The following is a 22,970-nucleotide window of genomic DNA, read 5'->3' as shown; positions in this document are numbered from 1 at the left end:
AAACTCAATCCAACACAAGGGGCTATATATGGCTAGTGGAAAGTCAACAATCATTTACACACTGACTGATGAGGCGCCGCTATTGGCGACCTACTCGCTGCTGCCGATCATTGAAACCTTTACTAAGCCTGCTGGCATCAAGATTGTCAAAAGTGACATTTCAGTAGCCGTACGTGTGCTCTCAGAATTCTCGGACTATTTAAGTGACGAGCAAAAGGTGACTAACAACCTTGCAGAGCTCGGACGTCTCACGCAGGATCCAGATACGAATATTATCAAACTTCCGAATATCAGTGCGTCAGTTGCTCAGTTGATTTCATGTATTAAAGAGCTTCAATCTAAAGGTTATGCAATTCCTGATTATCCAGGAAATCCGACGACTGAGGAAGAAAATGCGATTAAGGCTCGTTATGGTAAATGTCTCGGTTCGGCTGTAAACCCAGTATTGCGCGAAGGTAACTCTGACCGTCGTGCGCCTACTGCGGTGAAGAACTATGCTAAAAAGCATCCGCATTCAATGAGTGAGTGGAAACAGTGGTCACAAACCCACGTTTCACATATGGAACATGGTGATTTCTATCACGGCGAAAAGTCGATGACACTTGATCGCGCTCGTAATGTGAAAATGGAGCTGATTACCAAGAGTGGTAATAGTATTGTCCTCAAGCCAAAAGTGGCATTGCAGGATGGTGAGATCATTGATTCGATGTTCATGAGCAAGAAAGCACTGTGTGAATTCTATGAGCAAGAACTCGAAGATTGTCGTGAAGCAGGGATTTTATTCTCATTGCACGTCAAAGCGACGATGATGAAAGTTTCGCATCCAATCGTGTTCGGTCACTGTGTCAAAATTTACTATAAAGATGCTTTTGAGAAACACGGCAAATTATTCGACGAGTTAGGTATCAACGTCAATAATGGTATGGCTGGGCTCTACGAGAAGATTGAGACTCTACCAACATCTTTGCGTGAAGAGATTATTGAAGATTTACATGCTTGTCAGGAACATCGTCCTGCACTTGCAATGGTTGATTCGGCAAAAGGCATCACCAACTTCCATTCGCCTAACGACATTATTGTCGATGCGTCTATGCCTGCGATGATTCGTGGTGGCGGTAAGATGTGGGGTGCTGATGGTAAGCAGTATGACTGTAAAGCCGTTATGCCAGAATCGACATTTGCTCGTATCTATCAAGAAATGATCAATTTCTGTAAGTGGAACGGTAATTTCGATCCAAGAACCATGGGAACTGTGCCAAACGTTGGTTTGATGGCGCAAAAGGCTGAGGAATACGGATCGCACGACAAGACTTTTGAGATTACTGAGGCAGGTGTTGCCAACATCACTGATCTTGAAACAGGTGAAGTGTTGATGTCACAAAATGTTGAGGAAGGCGACATCTGGCGTATGTGTCAGGTCAAAGATGCCCCGATTCGTGATTGGGTCAAGCTTGCGGTCACTCGTGCGCGTAACTCAGGTATGCCTGCAATCTTCTGGCTCGACCCGTATCGTCCACATGAAAATGAATTGATCAAGAAAGTTGAAGCGTATCTACAAGACTATGATATTGATGGACTTGATATTCAAATCATGTCTCAAGTGCGTGCGATGCGTTATACGCTTGAGCGTGTAGCACGTGGTTTGGACACTATTTCAGTCACAGGAAATATCTTACGCGATTACCTGACTGATTTGTTCCCGATTATGGAATTGGGAACTTCTGCGAAAATGCTGTCTATCGTTCCGTTGATGGCGGGTGGCGGTATGTACGAAACTGGCGCAGGCGGTTCGGCACCGAAACACGTTCAGCAGTTGGTCGAAGAGAACCACTTACGTTGGGACTCGCTTGGTGAATTCCTTGCTTTGGCCGCTTCGTTGGAAGAGATGGGAATTAAAGAAGACAATTCTCGTGCGAAGTTACTGGCGAAGACACTTGATCAAGCGACTGACCGCTTACTCGACAGCGGCAAGTCACCGTCACGTCGTACTGGTGAGCTAGACAACCGTGGCAGTCACTTCTATCTATCGTTGTATTGGGCAGAAGCGCTTGCTGCACAGGACGAAGATACTGAGTTAAAAGCGAAGTTCGCTCCACTTGCGAAAGCACTGGCTGAAAATGAGCAGAAAATCGGTGCTGAACTTGCTGAAGTGCAAGGTAAGCCTGTCGATATTGGTGGTTACTACGCAGTTGATTTGGATAAAATCAGTGCTGTCATGCGTCCAAGTGCGACTTTTAACGCAGTTCTTGCAGCCGTCTAAAATTATTGATGTGATGTACGATGAGATCGCTCGTCTTACTTTCACAAAGAAGCCAGCGCATATGCGCTGGCTTCTTTTTTTATCGCTTTTAGGGTGCGAATTTTTACTCAAAAAAAAAAGATGCACATAGCATCTTTTTTTAGCTTGGGAAACTAGCGTGGACGACGACCACGAGGGGCTTTGGTATTTGGACGTGTCGTACCATTGGTCTTACGACGTGGTTTTTCACTTTCATCCATTTGCCAAATACGTGTTGTGCCGCCACTGGCTTTTTTCTTGCCTTTAAACGGTGCTTCACCTTTTTCTTCACGCGCTTTATCTTTCGAGCGAGAAAAGTGTGGTTTATTGGTCGACTTTTTCGCAAAAGAACGACCTTCATACGGTTTATCCGCTGGTACATCCTTAAAGTCAGAATACAGCAACGGTTCGATTTCGACTTTTTCACCCGGTTTTAAACCAAGTTTAACCAGATTAATCGAACCAATTTGCGTGCGAATCAAACGTAAAGTTGGAAAACCAACAGCAGCCGTCATACGGCGTACTTGGCGGTTACGTCCTTCACAGATTTGTAGTTCAATCCAAGTCGTTGGAATGTTGGCACGATAGCGTACAGGTGGGGTGCGTTCCCATAACCAATCTGGCTCGTCTACTTTACTGGCTTTTGCTGGTAAGGTGAGACCATCCGCAAGTTCGATGCCTTGACGTAGCTGCTCTAACGCTTCTTCTGTCACATCACCATCGACTTGAGCAAGGTAGGTTTTATACTTTTTATTGCTTGGGTGGGTAATGAACTGATTTAAACCCCCATGATCGGTCAGAAACATCAGACCTTCCGAGTCCAAATCTAAACGGCCTGCGATACGCAGTTCAGGATCGTTGATAAAACTTGAAACCGTTAAGTGTGCCGTATCTTCTCGGAACTGTGAAAGCACATCATAGGGTTTATTAAAGACCACTATTCTCATAAATAAATACTACTTTGGGATATGGGGGTTGGTAAACTTATGCTTTTATTTATAGGAGAAATGTTGTTATTTCTCATATAAATCTCAAAACAAACTAGATTGCATTAGACTATTTTACGCAAATAAAAAATTAAAGTATGCCAGAGAAGGCATATATTTACTCGCCAGCAACATGAGGGAGAACCTATACAATGGGTTATCAGAAGATCGTGGTTCCTGCCGATGGTGACAAAATCACAGTGAATGCCGACCTGTCACTGAATGTTCCAAATCATCCAATCATTCCTTTTATTGAAGGCGATGGTATTGGTGTGGATATTACACCAGCAATGCAAGCAGTAGTAGATGCTGCGATTCAAAAAGCTTACTGCGGTAAACGTTCGGTTGAATGGATGGAAGTCTACTGCGGTGAAAAAGCAGACAAAATTTACGGCACATATATGCCAGAAGAAACTTTTGATGCTTTACGTGAATTCATTATATCAATTAAAGGCCCTTTAACCACCCCTGTGGGTGGTGGTATTCGTTCATTGAACGTGGCTTTACGCCAAGAATTAGATTTGTACGTATGTGTACGACCCGTCCGTTGGTTTGAAGGCGTACCGTCACCAGTTCAACATCCTGAACTCACTGACATGGTGATTTTCCGTGAAAACTCGGAAGATATCTATGCTGGGATTGAATGGAAAGCTGACTCACCAGAAGCCAAGAAGGTGATTAAATTTTTAAAAGAAGAAATGGGTGTCACCAAAATCCGTTTCTCTGAAGGTTGTGGTATTGGGATCAAGCCAGTCTCTAAAGAGGGGACACAGCGTTTAGTCCGTAAAGCCATTCAGTTCGCCATTGATAATGATAAACCTTCGGTGACCTTGGTGCACAAAGGCAACATTATGAAGTACACCGAAGGTGCGTTCAAAGAGTGGGGCTATGAGCTTGCGATGGAGCGTTTTGGTGGAGAACTCATTGATGGTGGCCCTTGGGTTAAAATCAAAAATCCTAAAACAGGTAAAGACATCATTATTAAAGATGTGATTGCGGATGCATTCTTACAGCAAATCTTAATGCGCCCAGCGGATTACTCTGTGATTGCCACACTGAACTTAAACGGTGACTATATTTCTGATGCGCTTGCTGCCGAAGTTGGTGGTATTGGTATTGCACCGGGTGCCAATATTGGTGGTGCAATTGCAGTTTATGAAGCGACACATGGAACAGCACCGAAGTATGCAGGTCAGGATAAAGTCAATCCTGGCTCGATCATTCTTTCTGCTGAAATGATGCTACGCGACATGGGTTGGACCGAAGCTGCGGATTTGATCATTAAAGGTGTTTCTGGGGCAATTGAAGCCAAAACCGTAACCTATGACTTTGAACGTTTAATGCCGAATGCAACCTTGCTACGTTGTTCTGAGTTTGGTCAAGCCATTATCGCGCATATGGGCGAATAACCTATTTTAATGGTCTGAGAAGAGCGGCAATGACCGCTCTTTTTTATGTTTTGAAAAGTGAGCGATGCAAAACATATTTTGTATCGTAAATTTAAAAAAATCTGTATCTATGATTTATCGATCATCGGTTCAAACTAACTGAAAAATATTGAGAGTTCTGTAGCATGAAAATGTATCAAGTCGATGCTTTTACCCAAGCATTATTTAAAGGTAATCCTGCGGCAGTGATCGTGACAGATACGTGGTTAGATGATCATTTGATGCAAAATATCGCCATGGAAAACAATTTATCAGAGACTGCTTTTGTCAAACAAATAGATGAGAGCAATTTTGAAATTCGTTGGTTTGCACCCATAGATGAAGTGGATTTTTGTGGTCACGCCACTTTAGCCAGCGCTTTTGTTTTATTCAAAGATTTTACCTCTGCCAAAATCATTCAATTTCATGTGCGTAAGCTCGGTATTTTTGTGGTCAGTCAAGACGATGATGGCAAAATTAAAATGAATTTTCCGATTCGTAAAGCAGAGTTAGTTTCTGAATATCCACAAGAGTTACGTGATGGTTTGACTAAACCATTTAAGGCGGTTTACCGAAATACTCAAGCGTTTATTGTAGAGTACGAGAGCGTACAAGATGTGTTGGATGAGCAGCCTGATCTGGAAAAACTAAAACAATTGGGTCAGGTTCGTACTGCGATTACTGCATCACAACCCGATGTCGCGATTACGGCTAGAGGCGAGGGGCAATTTGATTGTGTGTCTCGTTATTTTGCCCCAGCCGTGGGAATCGGTGAGGATCCTGTCACAGGTTCAATTCATACTGGAATTGTGCCGCTTTGGGCTGAGAAACTGAATCAAAAACACCTTGTTGCTTATCAAGCATCTGCACGTGGCGGAATTTTGGATTGTGTGATTGAATCTGAGGATCGGATTGAAATTTCAGGTTATGCGAAATTATATATGCAGGCTGAACTTACACTTTAAGTTTTAACTAAAACTCTATAAAAACAAAGAAAAAAGCTGTTTAAATACACAGCTTTTTTCAAAACATCACTATTAAAAATGCGAATCGTTCTCTACTATAGCTGAGGGTCTGCTGACATTTCAGCCATGTCTTGCGTTATAGGCTAAATGAGGAGCGATTAAAGCTCCGTAAAGCAAACAAGGCATGAAACGCAGGCAATGGCGGTCCCCTTGTCAAGTTTCATAACGAGGTTTGTGGCAGTTTTAGCCATAACCCTATGGGACAGGGACATTTTTTGCCGTTACTGCGTTATGTCTTGATTACTTAGGGTGTCTAAGTTGCACAAGCCACGCCTTGTATCGTCTAAAAAATGACCTCTGTCGCAAGCATCTGTGAAATGTCAGCAGACCCTATATTTTTTATTTAAATCACCAAAAACACTTGGATAATCTATGTTAATGCGGTTTAAGCAGCTTACTCTCTCGCTTTGTTTAATCGGGTTGAGTGCGACGTCTTGGTCTCAGACAGTACTGGTAAAAACTGAAAAAAATATTGAAGAATATAAATTAGAGAATGGTTTCAGAGTTATTCTTGCGCCTAATGATAAAGAAAGCAAAGTGTATGTTAATACCGTTTATTTAACAGGTTCACTGAATGACCCGAAAGGGAAAGGTGGGCTTGCACATCTACTTGAACATTTGGCATTTAAAGGCACCCAGAATGTAAAAGGCGATGAGTTTCAACGCCGTTTAGATCAATTCACTTTGATGACCAATGCCAGTACCGATTATTACGCCACTAAATATATTAATATTGTCCGTCCAGAAAAAAATGCACTGAATGAAATTCTGTACCTCGAATCTGAGCGTATGGATAAACTCGTACTACAAGAAAAGTTTGTTCCATCTGAAATTGAAATCGTAAAACGTGAACGTGAGATTCGGATGGATCAGCCATTTGCTGTTTTAATGGATCAGATGTTAAAAGCAGCTTATGGTAATCAATATTTAGGTCGTTTGCCGATTGGTGATTTACCCGAATTAAAATCGATTAGCATGAATGAGTTAAATCAATTTTATCGTACATGGTATGCACCGAATAATGCAGTCATGGTGATTTCAGGTAAATTTGATAAAACGGAAGTTTTAAGTAAAGTTGACCAATATTTTAGTCCTATTCCAGCTCGAGCTGTGCCAGCACCTGTAAATGTACCTGTGTTAGATTCAAGCAAAATTACTCAGCGTCAGTTTACGGTACAAAAGGGCAGTGATCTTGCGAAGTTTCATATTTATATGAATGGGAAAAATAAACAGTTACAACCGACTTTAGCCCTTGCACCTGCCTTATATACCATGCAACCGAGTGGCAGTTTATATAAGAGTATGGTTGAAACAGGCATGAGTACAGCAGTGCAATCGACCACATGGTTAGATCAAGACTTTAATGTCGTATTCATGGGCGCAATTTATGCGCCAAATCATGATGCGGAAAAAGTGGATAATGCATTAAAACAGGGTGTTGAAAATAGTCAGCCATTCACTGAGGCTGAATTACAGCGAATCAAAAATATCTCTCAAAATTCAGCGGATACCATTGCTAATGATGCTGTTGCTTTAGGTTCACGTCTCAGTGATTATGCGGTTTCATCTCATGGTCAATGGGGGCAATATTTTAAGGACCTACAAGCCGTTCAAGACTTGAAGCTGAAAGATGTGAATCAAACCCTGAAAGACTTTTTAGTTTCATCGCATCGTATTTCAGGCGATATTTTACCGACACCTGAAGATCAGAAAAAGGCCATGACGCTCAAAGCTGAAGATCAGCCAAAGACGCTGGATCAAAGTGGTGAAGCGGCTGAGCCTCTAAAAGATGTAAAGGTCTATCAACAAGAAGTAGAGCAATTTGTCGCGCAGTCCGCGCAGCAATTACAGAAAAATGAGCAAAAAATTCAACGTGGGAAATTGAGAAATGGGATTCGTTATGCATTGTTCCCAACGGCAACACGTGATGATAAAACCTATGCCACGATTAGCTTGGATTTTGGTGATGAAAAATCACTATTTGGTAAATCGACGACATTGGATTTAACCAGTTATTTGATGTTACGCGGTTCAGAGAAACACACGTTGCAAGAAATTACGGATAAAGCCATTGCAGCAAGTGGTGGTGCATCCATCAGTTCAAATGGCAATGGTTTAACCATTGCTGTTCAGGCAAAAAAAGATCAGTTTGAGGATTTTTTAAGCTTTATTCTGGATGTGGTGAAACAACCGAAATTTGCTCAGTCTGAGTTTGATTTAGCAAAAAATCAAAGTTTATCCGTGCTTGATCGACCATATACGGAACCTGCTGTGGTTGCATCCATGACTTTATCTAAGATTTTGGAAATCTATCAACCAGGCGATTTACGTTATCATTTTGAACCTGACTTTGCGAAAAAGCAGTTAAATGAAGCGACACAAGCACAGGTGAAGCAATTCTATGATCAGTTCTTTGTGACCAATCATGCCCAGATCGCGGTCACTGGTGATTTTGATCCGAAGAAAATGCAGAAGACGTTAAAGAAAGCTTTTGGTTCTTGGAAAGCAAAGCAGCCGTTTAAGAAAGTCACAGGTCAATATACAGAATATAAAGCACAGAAAATCCATGCTTTATCAGAGCAACGTGAGTTTGGTAGCTATCAAAGTATCTTGGCACTTCCTGTGGGTTCATACCATAAAGATGCGCCTGCTTTAATTGTACTGAGCCATATTTTAGGAAATTCTCAGCTTTCATCACGTTTAGCGCAAGAGTTACGTGAGAAAAATGCATTGGTATATGGCTTTGGTAGCGGTTTGAGTTTGGATCCAGACGTTGAAGATGGTACTTTAAGCATTACAGCAAATTACACGGCAGGTCGTTCAAATCAAGTGTCGCAATCGGTGCATAAAGTCTTAAATGAATTACTCGAACAAGGGATAACCGAGCAAGAGTTAGAGGCAGCTAAAGCCGATATCATGAAAAAACGGGTGACTGCATTAGAAGATGAACGCCGCATTCATGGGATGTTGACTGGACAATTGGAACGCAACAAAACGTTATTGGACCGAGCTGTTCGAGATCAAGAATTTGCGACATTGACTAAAGCCGACGTCGATGCGGTGATTAAGAAATATATCAAATTAGATCAGTTTGTAGAGGTTATGGCAGACCAATATGGCAAGCACAACCGACAAAATAACCTATAAAACGAAGCCACCGAACAGGTGGCTTCGTTTTTTTAATGATCGTGCTTATGTGTATGGAAATCTTCGTTTTTACGGAAACGTAGATAGTTTTCAAACTGCTCGCAATACTCATCAAAATTATCTTCTAACATCATTTGAAATTGTTGGAGTAGATAAGACATCACTTGTTCTTTGGCATCACGCATTTCATTGCCATCTTTAAAGTTATTGGCTGCGACCCAAGTATTAAAACGGGCCGTGCCAAATAACATGGCCGCACTGACTTGGGCACGTAATTCTTCAGGTTTTGGTTGCTGGCCTTTTTGTGGACGGCAAAAATCATTGGCTTGTTTGATGAATTCGTCTGCGCGCTCAAAAAAAACTGCATTTAAAGCTTCTTCATCAGTAACATCAGTTGCATTAATTTTTTGAGACATGGTCTTTTCCAACAAAAACAAGATTTCACATTATAGACAAAGCCTTGCATAAACTAAACCTTTGCCTTAATCTAAAATAGCCTAAGCAATTAGAATAATCATGATGCAAGATGCAATCGCCATCCAAAGCTTAAAAACAGATATTGCTTTACTTCGTCAACATATCCATCCACCGCAATTTTTACAACAGGTGGAGGGGCTACCGATTTACTATGCTTTAAAAGAAGAGGTCGATGAGTACTATCGGCAATGGCAACCGTTGATTGAACGAGCACAACAGCTTTGCCAGCCTTTTATGGATGATACAATTGTTGATGCGATTCATTTACCCAGTCATTTGAATTTACCTTTGTTTTTCTTTCATGTAGATCGTATCCGAATTAATAAAACTCGTGCTAAAGAATCAAAAACGTTTAGAGGTGTGGCGGCATTAGTTGAGAAGTGTGGACAATTTGATACTGACCAGATTTTTGCGATGCAGGAATGGTTAGCAAGTGATGATACCGCTGCTTTAGTGGCACACCGTGAATTTATTGACCTGCGGACTTATGTGTTTCAACATGGGCAAAGTGAATACACGCGAACCCGTTTTTATATGAATGGTATGATTTTAAGTGTAGAACCGCATTTTAAATTGGTGGATGCACGGGATAAACCACGTAAACAGCGTAATGATAGTTATAGTGATCCGATTGCAGATAATGGTGTTTGGAAGATTTTCGGAAAGTATCGTTGAGTGATCTACTATAGTCCCTAATAAAATCTTGTTTGAAAATACGCTACTCGGGAACGTCATCCACAACCTGAGCAAGTCAAAGCGACTAAAGCTTTGGCGTAGTGCAAGACAAGCGAAGTGCGTAGTCTATACTCAAGCATAGTTTTCGCCTTGCGGTGCGACAAAGATTATTAATCTTTGCTATTCGCACCTCAGGTTTTGTGGATGACAAATGGTTTTGCCTACTTTTCCCAAAAGAAAAGTAGGTCGCCGAAGGCATACCCTGAGATTGGATGAGGACTCAGCAAGACTCCGTTATGATAATCATTTAAAAAACATTTATTCCCAAAAAATATCTTTAGCAGACAAGCTCTGTAGCTTTTTATCTGCTTTTTTCAAAACGTGCGGCTGCTGAGCTTTCACCCAACCGAGTGCAAATAAAAACTGTGATTGTTTAGCCGCTTGTTGCTGGAAAATCTGTTCGGCCACAAATAAGTCATTATAAAAACCTAAATATTCCTGAATGGGTTGTAGCTTACTCAAAAACTGTCGAAGCTCTTTTTCAGGATAAAGCCCTGAAATGAAGTCAATGCAGTAACGTAATTGTTTAACACGCTTCCGAGTGCGATGTTGTTGTTCAACAGGTAGATCAGAAAATTGAGCGGCATCCTTTAAAATCTTTTGATAGAGCTTAGTTAAACTTTTTGTCACTTGTTTCTTTAACTTGGTTTTTGATTCATTTTCACTATATGTAAAGCTTAAAAGTGATAAAAACAGTTGAGTGGTTTTGGTGTTACCCATAAGTTTAGTGACATTTGTTGTCGTTTGAGAGTTGAATGGAAAATCAAAATCACAAACCTCTTTAATCAGTGGAATCACTGAATCTTGAATGGCATCATTATCACGGGATTGCCCTAAAGCACGGAAAATTTCAGCCAATTCACTTTCCCAAGTAGGATCAATCTGTGCTGACCAATGAGAAAAATGTTTTAACGCAGAACGTAAACGACGTAAACCTACACGTGCTTGGTGAATATGATCGGCTTCCGCAACACCATCTGCAATTGCCGCTGCATTAGGCAAAATTTGATTTAAGCTATTTTCTATGATTAGTTTAATCGCTTGTTCCGCTGAAAATGCTGGCTTGAGTTGTAATGTTTTGGCTTTGGTTGCAGGGGAGACTTTTTTACCCATTGCCAGTAAATTGCCTCGCTCAGCTTTACTGCGTACATCAAGCCATAATTGATATTTTTCGACCAGATGATTAGAAAAAATAATGAGGTCTCTAGCAGAGCCTTGTTTCAACTCAAATTCAACTTCACAGATCTTGGCTTGGCGATCTGGTGTCCGAATTTCACCATCATCTAAGCAGACTTCGATTTGTGAACCTTGAAATTCAAATAGATGAAATGTGCGTTCAACATCGGTTTGGAACTGTAAAAACAAATCTCGAGCATCATCGCCCAGAATGTCACGCAGAATATCTTGAACCGTTTGGTTGTGTTGATACAGTGATAAATCTAGCTCAGGTTCTTGCTCGCATTGACCCAAATGAATATCTTCTTCGATTCGTTGTAAATGATTTTTACTGGCAGCCTTAAAAGTTTGAACCCAATGTTCGCCTTCCTGACGGAGACGAATCGCAACATGATTTTTTGCCAGTAGACGATCAGCGGTATCATAGTATTTTGCTTGTAATCGAATTTTTTGTGCATTTTGTTTATTTAAAGCCTGTAAAACACTTTTTTTCTTAGATACAGGAAGCTGAAATTTAAGCTCTATTTCCATGATGTCGTGACTCCCGACCCTTTAGAATGAAGAATTCAAAAATGAGTATAACCTGAGTGAAGATGAGCAAACATCCAAATATTGTTTGAATGTGCAGCGCAAGCAAGGATGCAGTGCTTTGTCTGAGCGCGAGTTGAGCCTATGCTGCGAAAGGTTTTTTCTTTGCTGAACGTTATTCAGTGGGCCGTATTATCTTACATGACTTTATTTTGTACAAAAAATACAGTACCGTGTGGAGAGATATACACGATTAGGATGATCAAAAAATGAATGCGCCAGCAAAGTTAACCAAGCCAGTGGAATTTTCATTACCCATTAAAAACTATGATGAATTTTATCGTTTCTATTTAACAGAGCATCGCAGTATTGCCAGCCGCCGTTTACATGTCGTTGGAAGTTCGATTGGTATATATTTCTTTAGTAAAGCGATCCGTAAACGTCAGGCGAAATATGCATTATACGGTTTGGTTTCGGGTTATGCCTGTGCATGGGTTGGGCATTTCTTTTTTGAACATAATAAACCTGCAAGTTTTAAACAGCCGCTTTTTAGCTTTATTTCGGATTGGCGGATGTTGTCCGATGTTGCTCGTGGACGTTTGAGTTTGGTTGATCGTCAATTTGATAAGATAGATTCTTAAGTTGAATCATCGCTAAAAAATAATCAGAGTTAAAACGACATAATACGTCGCTAAGCTGCTTCGGCAGCTTTTTTATTATCAAACGTTCAAGTATTATCATAAAAAATAAGAGAAATTATAAGAATGGAACAACTCAACCCTTCAGATTTAAAAGCAATACTCCATTCGAAGCGTGCCAATCTTTATTATCTTGAGCATTGTCGTGTGATGCAAAAAGATGGTCGCGTTTTATATCTCACCGAAGCTAAAAATGAAAATCAATATTGGAATATACGGCTGAGAGATATGGCGAGCACATGGTGCATGAGATCAAATTGAGTCGTGCTTGGTATGGGTTATGGACGCCGAAGCTTGTGACGACATTTGAAGAAGATATGATTGATTTACCAATCGATGCTGATTTGAAAAATGATTCTTCTGCAATTGAAGAAGTAGACGGCATTTACATGGTATCAAAAGCACGTGCCAAGGATATTAAAGACCCTGAGTTATATCGTCATGGTGATGGTGCAGTCGCAATGATTTTGGGATGGTATGCGAGTTTGCATTTGGTTAGCCTAATCGAATTTATGGGACTTCCATCTCGTGAAGAGATGGAAAGTAACCCTGATGATTATGATTGGTTTAGTGATGTTGGATGTTTTTAACAAGAACGTCTCTCTGATCTTCTGATTTTTGCTAAATTTACTCTTTCTGGTTGAGTATATACTCGCTCTAATAATTCATAAGTAAAATCTAACAGATCATTGGCCTCAGTTTCTCCTATAGTTCCATCATGAGCTGCATCATTACCATCATCTTTTATACACCGTGATAGTTCTTCAAGATCATCTGCAATAATTTTATTTTTGAAAATCCAAGTTAATCTATTATGGATAGTTTTATTATCGTTACTCTTAGGTTCTAAGTTGTTATTTTTCTTCAATATATGTTTTGTTGTCATGTCTAAACATAATCTAAACATCGCTCCAGCAGCGTTATAACAACCAATTGCTAAACACTTTGTTGCTTCATTAAATATTTTATTTAATTCATCAGGTAAATATTCAGGAGGAAATATTGGATTTGGAATAGATGTTTTTAAAGTGAATTTCGTAAAACAAATACCTAAATCATTATTGATATTCTTGAGTATATAAGAGAAAAATTGATCCTGATTTGATGGGAATGGCTGTGAACTTTTGAGTGCAATATTAGTCTCTTTGATTAAAACACTGATATCTGTACGAGGTTCAGCCAGAACACAACTAGATTCTTTACACGCTCTGCAGGCACAAAATAACTCCCATGTATTGATACTTTTAATCAGGTTATATCCTTGAACATCAAAAGTAATTTGATTTGAGTTACAAATAGGACAATTTAAAACTAATGTATTGCTCATGTCTTTTACCTAATTGGAAGAGTTTCCGTCTAATTATAAAGCTGTAATTTTTGAATAATAAAAATTAGGTGACGATCTCTTGCCCTACAAGATACCGCCCTTTGGTAAGTGATTACCGCAGGCTTAGCTTCGCTACTGTACACACAGTTATAGCAGGCTATCAAAAATGAAAAGCTTTTACAGTAGGTGAAAACATGAAAACCAAGCCAATTGCACCTTGGATGGGTGGTAAACGACGTCTCGTGTCGCAACTGATTCAACAAATGCCTGAACACCAGTGTTATGTCGAATTGTTTGCAGGTGGTTCAGCACTTTGTTTTATGAGAGAAGGGCCGTCAAAAGTTGAAATTATTAATGATGTGAATGGTGAGCTGGTGAATCTATATCGAGTTGTACTGCATCATCTTGAAGAGTTCATCCGTCAGTTTAAATGGGCAATTATCAGTCGCCAAATATTTGAGTAGTTAAAAGCTGCAAGTACCGATCTTATGACTGATATACAACGGGCAGCACGATTCTACTATTATGGTTGCCCAAGAGTTTTGAGCATATTAATCCGCGAAACTTTATGACTCCTTATGATCAACCGAATGAGCTACGTCTCAATGATGGAACGCATGAAGGCGCAGAATGTTGGATTTTGGCTGGTTTATCCATTGGCATAAAGCGAAGTCAGGCTACATCGCACACGCTGGTCTTCATCGTGTTTTGAGTTGGTCTTTTCTATTTAAGAACTACGGTATCCGCGATGTAATGGAATTCCTTGAGACTTATGGTCTGTCAAGTAAGATCGGTAAATATCTAAGTGGTGCAGGCGAATTGATTCATCCAGTTCACGGAGTGATGAGTGTCAACGTTGTGAATTAAAATATTTCCCATATCGCTGATGAAATCAATGCATGCAAAATATCAATCGAATTTATTCAAGCTGAAGCAATGACTCAAGTGGTTCATGACGGCACACGTCATTTAGAAAAAGGTAGGTCAAAGGGGAATCGAGGAGTTCACAACCATGTAGGCAGCTTAATTTTGATCACTAACACACAACCTCTCTTTAAATTTCCGAATAGAAAATATAATCTGATGTGAACTTACTTATAGTGAAATTCTAATGCGCGGTGTTTATCTCATTACCAATGATGATCCTCTCCACTTATTACTAGAAAAATTAAATGCAGCATTGGGGACAGGGCATATTGCCATTTTGCAATATCGCCGTAAAAAAGTAGCGAAATTAGATCAACCAACCGAAGTCGAACAAATCAAAAGCCTTTGTGAAAAATACCAAGTTCCATTTGTGATTAATGATGATTTGGCAATGGCGGAAAAATTTGGTTTAGGAGTTCATCTTGGACAGTCAGATGGTGAAATTACCGAAGCGACTCAACGTTTAGCGCAAGATGTCATTATTGGGCGTACTTGTCTCAACTCATTAGAGCTGGCTGACAAAGCAATCGCCGATGGGGCAAGCTATGTTGCTTTTGGTGCCGTATATGCAACGGCAACCAAGCCTGAAGCAGGAAATGTTGGCATAGAGGTTATTCAACAAGCTAAACAAAAATATCATGTGCCCATTTGTGCAATTGGTGGTCTAACCGTGGAAAATTCTCAAGCGGTGATTGATGCTGGGGCGAGCCTTTGTGCGGTGATTAGTGATATATTAGGACGATCAACAGCCGAAATTCCTGCTCGTGTAGACGCATGGGCAAAGTTATTTGCATAATTTTTTCATTCGCCTTGTGGAACAGCAGTCGTTCCTCATTTTCGATTTAGGTTGAGTCTTTTATGAGTTTATCTCCAAAGCAAGAACAGTTATTTAAACAAGCAAATAAACATATTCCGGGCGGTGTAAATTCGCCTGTACGTGCATTTAACGGTGTTGGTGGTACGCCTGTCTTTATTGAAAAGGCAAAAGGCGCGTACTTATGGGATGTAGATGGCAAGCGTTATGTCGATTATGTTGGTTCATGGGGACCGATGATTTTAGGCCATGCGCATCCTGATATTATCCAAGCAGTCCAAACTGCGGCTGAAGATGGTCTGAGTTTTGGTGCCCCAACGGTCCACGAAACCACTTTAGCAGACACGATTTGTGACATCATGCCTTCAATTGAAATGGTCCGTATGACCAGTTCAGGTACAGAAGCAACCATGACCGCGATTCGTTTGGCGCGTGGTTATACAGGTCGTGACAAAATCGTGAAATTTGAAGGCTGCTATCATGGTCATTCAGATTCATTATTAGTGAAAGCAGGTTCTGGTTTACTGACTTTAGGTGAAGGCGAACCAACATCGAAAGGTGTGCCAGCCGATTTTGCTAAACACACCTTAACTTTACCGTATAACAATATTGAAGCCTTGAAAGAATGCTTTGCTAAGTTTGGTCATGAGATCGCAGGGGTAATCATTGAACCTGTGGCAGGTAATATGAATTTAGTTACCCCAATTGAAGGCTTCTTACAAGCGATTCGCGATGTCTGTGATGAATACAAATCTGTGTTTATTATTGATGAAGTGATGACTGGTTTCCGTGTTGCTTTAGGCGGCGCTCAGTCGGTTTATAACGTAAAACCTGATTTGACCACCTTAGGTAAAATTATTGGTGCAGGCTTACCGGTCGGTGCTTTCGGCGGTAAACGTGAAATCATGGAATGCATTGCGCCTTTAGGCGGGGTTTATCAAGCAGGTACATTGTCGGGCAATCCATTGGCAATGCGTGCGGGTATCGCCATGTTCAAGCATTTACGCGAAGCTGATTTCTATGCAAAACTTGCTGCGCAGTTAGAAAAATTGTTGACTGGTTTACAAGCTGCGGCAGACGAGGTAGGTATTCCATTTAAGACTCAGCAAGTGGGTGGCATGTTCGGTTTGTACTTTACTGACCAAGATGACATTACCAGTTTTGATTCTATGTTGGCATGTGATGTGGAGGCCTTTAAGAAATTCTTTCATGGCATGCTAAAGCGTGGTGTTTATCTTGCACCATCTGCATTTGAAGCAGGGTTTATTTCGTCTATGCATTCGGATCAAGATATTGCGGATACCATTCAAGCTGCAAAAGAAACCTTTGCTGAAATGAAATAACCCTGTAATGCATACAGAAGCCCGATTTGTTCGGGCTTTTTTTATGGACGCATTTTAGCTTGAGCTGAATAGAGTGCTTAACTGGTTTAAAAATAATGGATGATCCTAACGGAATCTTACCCAGTTCCTAGTTGTTCGTATGATAAGCCTCAGCGACGAAGAGCAAAGATAAATAATTTTTACTGTACCGCAAGGTAAAATAATGCTTGAATAATAAACTATATTTGCGTTTGTCTTAGGCTGTGCTTTGGGCTAGCGTAGGCTGTAGATGGCAGTTGTATCATATCTAAAAGCTTTTTATAAGAAACCCATAGGAATGGAGTAAAACATGAAAACTAAAAATTATTTAACGTCCGCTGATGTGGAAATTCTGGTTGATGCAGCATTGCAATATGCAACAGAGCACAGTTTTAATGTCAGCATTGCAGTTGTCGATGACGGTGGAACATTATTAATGATGAAACGTATGGATGGCGCATCAGTATTATCGACAGAGATTTGCCAAGAAAAAGCACAATCTGCAGCGGTCAGCCGAAGAACCACCAAGGCATCAGAAGATCTCATCCGTGATGGTAAGATCGGCTTTTTAACAGTAAATGCTGCAAAAGGCATGTTAGAAGGTGGTGAGCCGATTGTATATCAAGGGCAGGTTGTAGGGGCTGTTGGTGTTTCGGGCGTGCAATCTTTTCAAGATGCAGAAATTGCCCAACATGCGATTCAACAATTTCTAGAGCAACAGACCTAAATCATCATTTAAATTCGATTCTGGATGAAATATCGAGAGAAACACGAAAAAAATCAGTAAAAATACGTGTCATGCATTGTAATTCTAGGCTAAGCTTTTTATGATTGCCCGCTTGTTTTGATTGAGTCTCTGGAAAGCTACCTTGAATGATTTTCTAAGTGAACATTTGATTCATCGTGATGAAGATTTTATGGTCATCCATAAACCAGCAGGCTTACTCACTGTGCCGGGGAAAACTGCTGATTTACAAGATTGTTTAATCAATCGTTTATTAGAATTAGAAGCAAAAACCTTGCTCATCCATCGTTTAGATCGGGATACTTCAGGTATTTTGGTATTTGGTTTATCTAAATTTGGTCAGAGTACCATTTCACGTCAATTCCAAGATCGTCAAACCTCAAAGATTTATCAGGCACTCGTTGCTGGACATTTAGAAGGTCAGGGAACAGTCGATATTCCTGTCATTTATGATCCAACACGTCCGCCACTCCATATCGTCGATGCCTCATATCACAAAGCTGCATTAACCGAATGGCAAGCGATTGAGCATTTCGAAATTCAAGGACAACCTGTTACACGTGTCAAGCTGACGCCAATCACAGGTCGCTCGCATCAGCTTCGTGTACACATGCAATATTTAGGTCATCCTATTCTTGGCGATACTTTATATGCCACTTCAGAACAGCAACAGCTTTATGCGCGTTTATGTTTACATGCAACGCAATTGAGCTTTGCTCATCCTAAAACAGGTGCAGCACTCACTTTTGATTGTGCAGTACCGTTTTAGCAACAAATTTTTTGATTAAACAGGACATAAAGCACGCTATTTAAGCCTGCTTTATGTCAAAATATTGGGGTTATTAGGTGGTTCAATCACACCATAATACCAAACTTAAAACTACATAAAGTAGCTTAAACTTTCGTCAGTTTAAGACATACAATATGTAGGCTAACATGAGATAAAGGTGGAATAAATTGCAGCCGTTTGCTATTGGTCAACGTTGGTTATCAGATACAGAAACTGAACTTGGTTTAGGTGTTCTTATTGATGTAGATGAACGTTCTATCAGCATTTTATTTCCTAAAAGCGATGAGACTCGTGTTTATGCGAGAAACAATGCACCTTTATCTCGGATTATCTTCAATGTAAAAGATGAAGTTCAAGATCAAGAAGGCGTTAAATGGATTGTTGAGTCAATCGAAGATCGTCACGGTGTATTGCGTTACGATGTGATTCGTAGCCTAGAAAATGGCGAGCAAGAGCGTAAATCCCTGAATGAAACTCGTATCGGTGCGCAAATCCAGCTTTCAAAACCATTGGAACGTCTGTTAGCCAGTCAGGTCGATTACAAAGAATGGTATGACCTTCGCATTGAATCCATGCTTTTACAAGCGCAAATGCACACCAGTCCATTACGTGGTTTTCTCGGTGCGCGTGTGGGACTGATCCCGCATCAACTCTATATTGCACATGAAGTCGGTAAGCGTTTTGCGCCACGTGTTTTGTTGGCAGATGAAGTAGGTCTAGGTAAAACCATTGAAGCAGGTTTGATTCTGCATCAACAACTGAAAACAGGGCGTTCAGAACGTATCCTGATTTTAGTGCCAGATTCATTGCAATATCAGTGGATGATTGAAATGCGTCGCCGTTTCAATTTGCAATTCTCATTGTTTGATTTAACCCGTACGGCTTCGATCAAAGAACATGATCCTGATCTCAATCCATTTTTGACTGAGCAATGTATTATTGCCAGCGTAGATCTCATGGTTGACCATGAAGATTTACGTGAACAAGCGATAGAAGCAGGTTTTGATTTACTTGTGGTCGATGAAGCACACCATTTAATGTGGAGTGAAGAAGAGGGCGGCAATGATCGTTATGATCTGGTCGAAGAACTTGCAGAACAAACAGCGGGTGTCTTATTACTCACCGCGACACCTGAACAACTGGGTGTGGAAAGTCATTTTGCACGTTTACGTTTACTTGATCCGCAACGTTTCAGTAGCTTAGATCGTTTCCTTGATGAAGAAGAAAAATATCAACACACCGCCAAAATTGCAGAAGTGTTGATGTCAGATGATGCCTTAACTGAAGAACATCTAGTGGCACTTGAAGGCTTATTGGGTCATCGTATTGATGATCAGCCTGAACAGCGTATGCGTGCGATTCATGAATTATTAGATCGTCATGGTACAGGTCGTATTTTATTCCGTAATACGCGTGAAGCGATTCAAGGTTTCCCAGGACGTGATTGCCAACCAGCACCTTTGCCAGCACCTGAAGGCTGGTCAATGGACGGCAAAATGCGTGAGCAAATGTGGCCAGAAGAAGGTCAACTTGATGGTGCATGGATGGAGAGTGATCCGCGTGTGTCATGGTTGATGGAAGTGCTACGCAAAGATTTAAAACACAAAAAAGTGTTATTGATTGCACGCAGTGGACCTGTGGTTGAAGCACTCGAAAATGTATTGCGTTTACATGCGGGTATTCGTACCGCGATGTTCCATGAAGGCATGAGTTTATTAGAGCGTGACCAAGCAGCAGCATATTTTGCAGAAGACAGTTATGGCGCTCAAATTCTGTTGTGTTCTGAGATTGGTTCGGAAGGACGGAATTTCCAGTTTGCCAGTGACTTAATTTTATTTGATTTACCAGCAAATCCAGATGTGCTTGAACAGCGTATTGGACGTTTAGACCGTATTGGTCAAGAAAATCGTATTCAGATTCATGTGCCATATTTGATTGGAACAGCGCAAGAACGCATGTTCCGTTGGTATAACGAAGCGCTGAATATTTTCAGTACGATTTCACCGACAGCGCAAACACTACAAGAAAACTTTATTATTGAACTGAAAGATTGTTTGCTGGCGGATCAAGGTCAAACCTTTGAAGACCTTCTTGAAGAAGTCAATGTGCAGCGTCAGGCTTTGGAAGCTGAATTACAATCAGGTCGTGACCGTTTGTTAGAATACAATTCATGTCGTCCGATTGTGGCGCAAGGCATTGTACAAGCGCTTGAAGATTATGATGACAATACGACATTGCCAATGTTTGTAAAACGTTTTATGTCATCGACCAATATTGATTTTGATGAGCAAAGCAATGGTACGGTGATCATCAAACCCACTGATCAGATGCAAGTTCAAGGTCTGACTTTGGACGAAGAGGGTATGACTGCCACTTTCTACCGTGATCAGGCGCAAATCCGTGAAGATGCGCAATACTTGACGTTGGAACATCCATTTATTGAAAGTATGATGGAAATGATCCGTACTCAATCCTTTGGTAGTACCAACGTTGCATTGCTCAAATCCAATGCCTTGAAACAAGGTTCGGTATTGCTTGAAGTTTGGTTTAAAGTCGAAGTGATTGCACCGAAAGCATTAAACTTGCCATCAAGTTTGCCAAAGCAATTGATTCGCGTATTACTCAGTGAAAATGGTCAGGACCTTTCTGCCAAGATTGATCCAAGCATTTTACGTCCTTACTTACATCATTTAGATGGTAATAGCTGTCGCCAAGTGGTGAAAGCACGTCGTGATGTGATTGAAGAGCGTTATGCGCAGGCATTGGAAATCGCCAAGACCTCATTGCCTGAATTAATGCAACAAGCAAAAGAGCATTATAGCAATAAATGGCAATATGAAATTGAGCGTTTAAGCTATCTGAAACAATTTAACCCAAGTATTCGTCAAGATGAAATTGAACGTTTACAGAAATTCCAGCAAGAGGGATTGGGTTTATTGGATGGTCTTTCTGTGACCCCAGAAGCGATTCAGGTGTTGGTTGTGGTTAAGCCTTAAGCAAAGAAAAATAGAAAGAGGACGACAAGCGTCCTCTTTTTTATTGTCTACTTTTGATCAATATTGGCTTCTAAGAACCATAGATATTGATCTAGGTCTTCTAAAGCCGCATGGATAATATCTTCTGAAATTGGATCTTGAATTTCATCAATTGTGTCACGCAGATGGTTAGCAACAATCCCATAACGATCAGCAAGTTCTTTTAAATGATCTTGTACAGCGTGTATAGCGACTGGATAGGGTTTTAAATGTGAGCTTTCAGCAACCGTTTGTGTTGTGCCCAATGCCGTTCCACCAATCTGCACCGCACGTTCAGCCACATTATCCAAGTGGGTGATGAGAGAAGTACGGAACGTATCTAACATTTCATGGACCGCGATAAAGTTACTGCCACGCATATTCCAGTGTGCTTGTTTGGTGAGTAATGATAAATCAATAAGATTGGCAAGAATTTGATTGAGTATTTTAACGGTGGCTTCTTTGATTGAGTCGTCTAAATTATTACGTGTATAAACTTTTAATGTTTTAGCTGCTGAAGAACTCATAGTTACCTCATTCAATTATAGTGTAGTGAAACAAAGTGAATAAAAATGTTTATTTCAGCTTTTTAGCCTACGCCTCATGATGGGGGGCTGAATGTTTTAATTTTCTGTGCTTTTGTAATGCTTCAGCTATAAAAAAAGGGTAAGTATATAATATTCAGATACTTACCCTTTTAGAATTGTAATTTAGCGTTTGAATACTATTTATCTTAAACTGGCTTCATCCAAATGGCGTGCGCCTTCTAAAATCATACGAATCATCACCATGGTTTGCTCTGCAACTTCAAGACGTTGATCAGCAGGCAAATCAAGCACTTTTGCCCCCATATTGAAAACCAATTGGGTAATGGCTTTGGCTGCAATATCAGCATGGCTGATCTTACTGTTATTCATTTGTTCTAAACGAATAAGATCTTCTTGCAACTCTTGTTGAAAAAAAATCAACTGACGATCGACTGCGGCTTTATAAGAGGTGGAACCTGTATAACTTTCACGAAGTAATAGGCTGAGATTGCCTTCATCAGCATCTAGCTGCTGAATAAACACTTCTACCGAACTACGAATAATGCTTTGTTGTAACACGGCTTTTAATCGCGCTTCACGAATAATTTTACGTAAAACCAAACCTGCTCGATCAATTAAGGCAATTGCAAGCTCATCAATATCTTTAAAATGACGGTAAAAACTATTGGGCGCAATCGCTGCTTCACGTGCAATCTCTCGAAGGCTGAGTGATGAAATACTTTTTTGTGGGCCGATTAAATTTAAGGTTGCTTGAAATAATTCTTCTTTGGTGATCGTCGCTTTTCGACCCACAGTACGGATGGGGTGTTTAACTGGATTGACATCTTGCTGCGCTAATGTGTCATGAGTTGCTGCTGTCAAAGAAGAATGAACCATTGTTGTCAAAATATAAGTGAGCTAGTTCAGAGTATAGCGGTTGTCTGTGAACTTGTGAAATACAAATTATTATACACATGTATATATACAA

Annotated in this window: 17 protein-coding genes and 4 pseudogenes; 15 read left to right on the top strand and 6 right to left on the bottom strand. The window is 40.5% G+C overall.

Features of this window, described 5'->3' with window-relative positions:
- The first annotated feature begins 28 nt into the window (after nt 1–28).
- Nucleotides 29–2,260 carry an NADP-dependent isocitrate dehydrogenase gene (locus tag MMP72_RS10325; RefSeq protein ID WP_241316988.1) on the top strand — a complete coding sequence of 744 codons (2,232 nt, stop codon included), beginning with the start codon at nt 29–31 and terminating at the stop codon, nt 2,258–2,260.
- A gap of 152 nt (nt 2,261–2,412) precedes the next feature.
- Here the strand turns inward: MMP72_RS10325 and MMP72_RS10320 are convergent, their stop codons facing one another.
- Entirely contained in the window at nt 2,413–3,225 is an 813-nt protein-coding gene (locus tag MMP72_RS10320) for an rRNA large subunit pseudouridine synthase E (protein ID WP_241316987.1), read from the bottom strand.
- 191 nt (nt 3,226–3,416) lie between these two features.
- Between MMP72_RS10320 and icd the strand changes: the two genes are divergently transcribed.
- The 3 genes from icd (at nt 3,417) to MMP72_RS10305 (ending at nt 8,863) form a co-directional block, all read left to right on the top strand.
- Nucleotides 3,417–4,673: an NADP-dependent isocitrate dehydrogenase gene (gene icd, locus MMP72_RS10315; RefSeq protein ID WP_241316986.1), complete on the top strand. Its 1,257-nt coding sequence runs from the start codon at nt 3,417–3,419 to the stop codon at nt 4,671–4,673.
- A gap of 164 nt (nt 4,674–4,837) precedes the next feature.
- A complete protein-coding gene (locus tag MMP72_RS10310; protein WP_241316985.1) occupies nt 4,838–5,656 on the top strand; it encodes a PhzF family phenazine biosynthesis protein in 819 nt (272 codons plus the stop codon).
- 432 nt (nt 5,657–6,088) lie between these two features.
- Nucleotides 6,089–8,863, top strand: a complete 2,775-nt coding sequence (locus MMP72_RS10305) for a pitrilysin family protein (protein ID WP_241316984.1) — start codon at nt 6,089–6,091, stop codon at nt 8,861–8,863.
- A gap of 32 nt (nt 8,864–8,895) precedes the next feature.
- Here MMP72_RS10305 and MMP72_RS10300 read toward each other — a convergent pair whose 3' ends face one another.
- Nucleotides 8,896–9,279, bottom strand: coding sequence for a DUF3144 domain-containing protein (locus MMP72_RS10300; protein ID WP_241316983.1), 384 nt, complete (start codon nt 9,277–9,279; stop codon nt 8,896–8,898).
- Between the two features lie 103 nt (nt 9,280–9,382).
- Between MMP72_RS10300 and MMP72_RS10295 the strand changes: the two genes are divergently transcribed.
- Nucleotides 9,383–10,015 carry a hypothetical protein gene (locus MMP72_RS10295; protein ID WP_241317099.1) on the top strand — a complete coding sequence of 211 codons (633 nt, stop codon included), beginning with the start codon at nt 9,383–9,385 and terminating at the stop codon, nt 10,013–10,015.
- A gap of 318 nt (nt 10,016–10,333) precedes the next feature.
- Here the strand turns inward: MMP72_RS10295 and MMP72_RS10290 are convergent, their stop codons facing one another.
- Complete coding sequence (locus tag MMP72_RS10290) at nt 10,334–11,782, bottom strand: CYTH and CHAD domain-containing protein (protein ID WP_241316982.1); 1,449 nt, start codon at nt 11,780–11,782, stop codon at nt 10,334–10,336.
- 266 nt (nt 11,783–12,048) lie between these two features.
- Here MMP72_RS10290 and MMP72_RS10285 point away from each other — a divergent pair, with 266 nt between their 5' ends.
- The 3 genes and pseudogenes from MMP72_RS10285 to MMP72_RS10275 form a co-directional block, all read left to right on the top strand.
- Nucleotides 12,049–12,420, top strand: coding sequence for a DUF962 domain-containing protein (locus tag MMP72_RS10285; protein WP_241316980.1), 372 nt, complete (start codon nt 12,049–12,051; stop codon nt 12,418–12,420).
- 123 nt (nt 12,421–12,543) lie between these two features.
- Nucleotides 12,544–12,693: pseudogene (locus MMP72_RS10280) on the top strand (subtype I-F CRISPR-associated endonuclease Cas1); the annotation flags it as partial.
- Nucleotides 12,675–13,067 (top strand): annotated as a pseudogene (locus tag MMP72_RS10275) (hypothetical protein); the annotation flags it as partial. The pseudogenes MMP72_RS10280 and MMP72_RS10275, both read left to right, overlap by 19 nt.
- Here the strand turns inward: MMP72_RS10275 and MMP72_RS10270 are convergent.
- Nucleotides 13,064–13,804, bottom strand: a complete 741-nt coding sequence (locus tag MMP72_RS10270; RefSeq protein ID WP_241316978.1) for a DUF4145 domain-containing protein — start codon at nt 13,802–13,804, stop codon at nt 13,064–13,066. The pseudogene MMP72_RS10275 and the gene MMP72_RS10270 overlap by 4 nt on opposite strands.
- A 194-nt stretch (nt 13,805–13,998) precedes the next feature.
- On the opposite strand from MMP72_RS10270, the pseudogene MMP72_RS10265 reads away from it, so the two are divergent.
- The 7 genes and pseudogenes from MMP72_RS10265 to rapA form a co-directional block, all read left to right on the top strand.
- Nucleotides 13,999–14,328 (top strand): annotated as a pseudogene (locus MMP72_RS10265) (DNA adenine methylase); the annotation flags it as partial.
- Nucleotides 14,328–14,617 (top strand): annotated as a pseudogene (locus tag MMP72_RS10260) (DUF935 family protein); the annotation flags it as partial. The pseudogenes MMP72_RS10265 and MMP72_RS10260, both read left to right, overlap by 1 nt.
- 298 nt (nt 14,618–14,915) lie before the next feature.
- A complete protein-coding gene (gene thiE / locus MMP72_RS10255) occupies nt 14,916–15,527 on the top strand; it encodes a thiamine phosphate synthase (protein ID WP_241316976.1) in 612 nt (203 codons plus the stop codon).
- A 62-nt stretch (nt 15,528–15,589) separates the two neighbouring features.
- The gene (gene hemL / locus MMP72_RS10250; protein WP_241316974.1) at nt 15,590–16,888 is read left to right on the top strand and encodes a glutamate-1-semialdehyde 2,1-aminomutase; all 1,299 of its coding nucleotides are present in this window, start codon (nt 15,590–15,592) and stop codon (nt 16,886–16,888) included.
- A gap of 328 nt (nt 16,889–17,216) precedes the next feature.
- A complete protein-coding gene (locus MMP72_RS10245; RefSeq protein WP_241316972.1) occupies nt 17,217–17,633 on the top strand; it encodes a heme-binding protein in 417 nt (138 codons plus the stop codon).
- Nucleotides 17,634–17,775: 142 nt separating this feature from the next.
- Nucleotides 17,776–18,420 carry an RluA family pseudouridine synthase gene (locus MMP72_RS10240; protein ID WP_241316970.1) on the top strand — a complete coding sequence of 215 codons (645 nt, stop codon included), beginning with the start codon at nt 17,776–17,778 and terminating at the stop codon, nt 18,418–18,420.
- A gap of 188 nt (nt 18,421–18,608) precedes the next feature.
- Entirely contained in the window at nt 18,609–21,437 is a 2,829-nt protein-coding gene (rapA, locus tag MMP72_RS10235) for an RNA polymerase-associated protein RapA (protein ID WP_241316968.1), read from the top strand.
- Between the two features lie 47 nt (nt 21,438–21,484).
- On the opposite strand, the gene dps is transcribed toward rapA, so the two are convergent.
- Together dps and fabR are read right to left on the bottom strand one after the other, a co-directional pair.
- Nucleotides 21,485–21,982, bottom strand: coding sequence for a DNA starvation/stationary phase protection protein Dps (gene dps, locus MMP72_RS10230; RefSeq protein ID WP_241316966.1), 498 nt, complete (start codon nt 21,980–21,982; stop codon nt 21,485–21,487).
- A gap of 201 nt (nt 21,983–22,183) precedes the next feature.
- Nucleotides 22,184–22,879 (bottom strand): HTH-type transcriptional repressor FabR, encoded by a 696-nt coding sequence (fabR, locus tag MMP72_RS10225; RefSeq protein WP_241316965.1) that lies wholly within the window; start codon nt 22,877–22,879, stop codon nt 22,184–22,186.
- Nucleotides 22,880–22,970 lie beyond the last annotated feature (91 nt).

Origin of the sequence: Acinetobacter sp. NIPH 2699 (assembly GCF_022549355.1) — a bacterium.
GTDB lineage: Bacteria > Pseudomonadota > Gammaproteobacteria > Pseudomonadales > Moraxellaceae > Acinetobacter.
This window is presented reverse-complemented; position numbering and strand designations above follow the sequence as displayed.

Bases quoted from the DNA above. Each gene is read 5' to 3' on its own strand.
- MMP72_RS10290 (WP_241316982.1), bottom strand. From the start codon at position 11,782: ATGGAAATAGAGCTTAAATTTCAGCTTCCTGTATCTAAGAAAAAAAGT.
- MMP72_RS10300 (WP_241316983.1), bottom strand. From the start codon at position 9,279: ATGTCTCAAAAAATTAATGCAACTGATGTTACTGATGAAGAAGCTTTA.
- MMP72_RS10310 (WP_241316985.1), top strand. From the start codon at position 4,838: ATGAAAATGTATCAAGTCGATGCTTTTACCCAAGCATTATTTAAAGGT.
- MMP72_RS10245 (WP_241316972.1), top strand. From the start codon at position 17,217: ATGAAAACTAAAAATTATTTAACGTCCGCTGATGTGGAAATTCTGGTT.
- dps (WP_241316966.1), bottom strand. From the start codon at position 21,982: ATGAGTTCTTCAGCAGCTAAAACATTAAAAGTTTATACACGTAATAAT.
- MMP72_RS10285 (WP_241316980.1), top strand. From the start codon at position 12,049: ATGAATGCGCCAGCAAAGTTAACCAAGCCAGTGGAATTTTCATTACCC.
- thiE (WP_241316976.1), top strand. From the start codon at position 14,916: ATGCGCGGTGTTTATCTCATTACCAATGATGATCCTCTCCACTTATTA.
- MMP72_RS10305 (WP_241316984.1), top strand. From the start codon at position 6,089: ATGTTAATGCGGTTTAAGCAGCTTACTCTCTCGCTTTGTTTAATCGGG.
- MMP72_RS10325 (WP_241316988.1), top strand. From the start codon at position 29: ATGGCTAGTGGAAAGTCAACAATCATTTACACACTGACTGATGAGGCG.
- hemL (WP_241316974.1), top strand. From the start codon at position 15,590: ATGAGTTTATCTCCAAAGCAAGAACAGTTATTTAAACAAGCAAATAAA.
- fabR (WP_241316965.1), bottom strand. From the start codon at position 22,879: ATGGTTCATTCTTCTTTGACAGCAGCAACTCATGACACATTAGCGCAG.
- icd (WP_241316986.1), top strand. From the start codon at position 3,417: ATGGGTTATCAGAAGATCGTGGTTCCTGCCGATGGTGACAAAATCACA.
- MMP72_RS10270 (WP_241316978.1), bottom strand. From the start codon at position 13,804: ATGAGCAATACATTAGTTTTAAATTGTCCTATTTGTAACTCAAATCAA.
- MMP72_RS10295 (WP_241317099.1), top strand. From the start codon at position 9,383: ATGCAAGATGCAATCGCCATCCAAAGCTTAAAAACAGATATTGCTTTA.
- MMP72_RS10320 (WP_241316987.1), bottom strand. From the start codon at position 3,225: ATGAGAATAGTGGTCTTTAATAAACCCTATGATGTGCTTTCACAGTTC.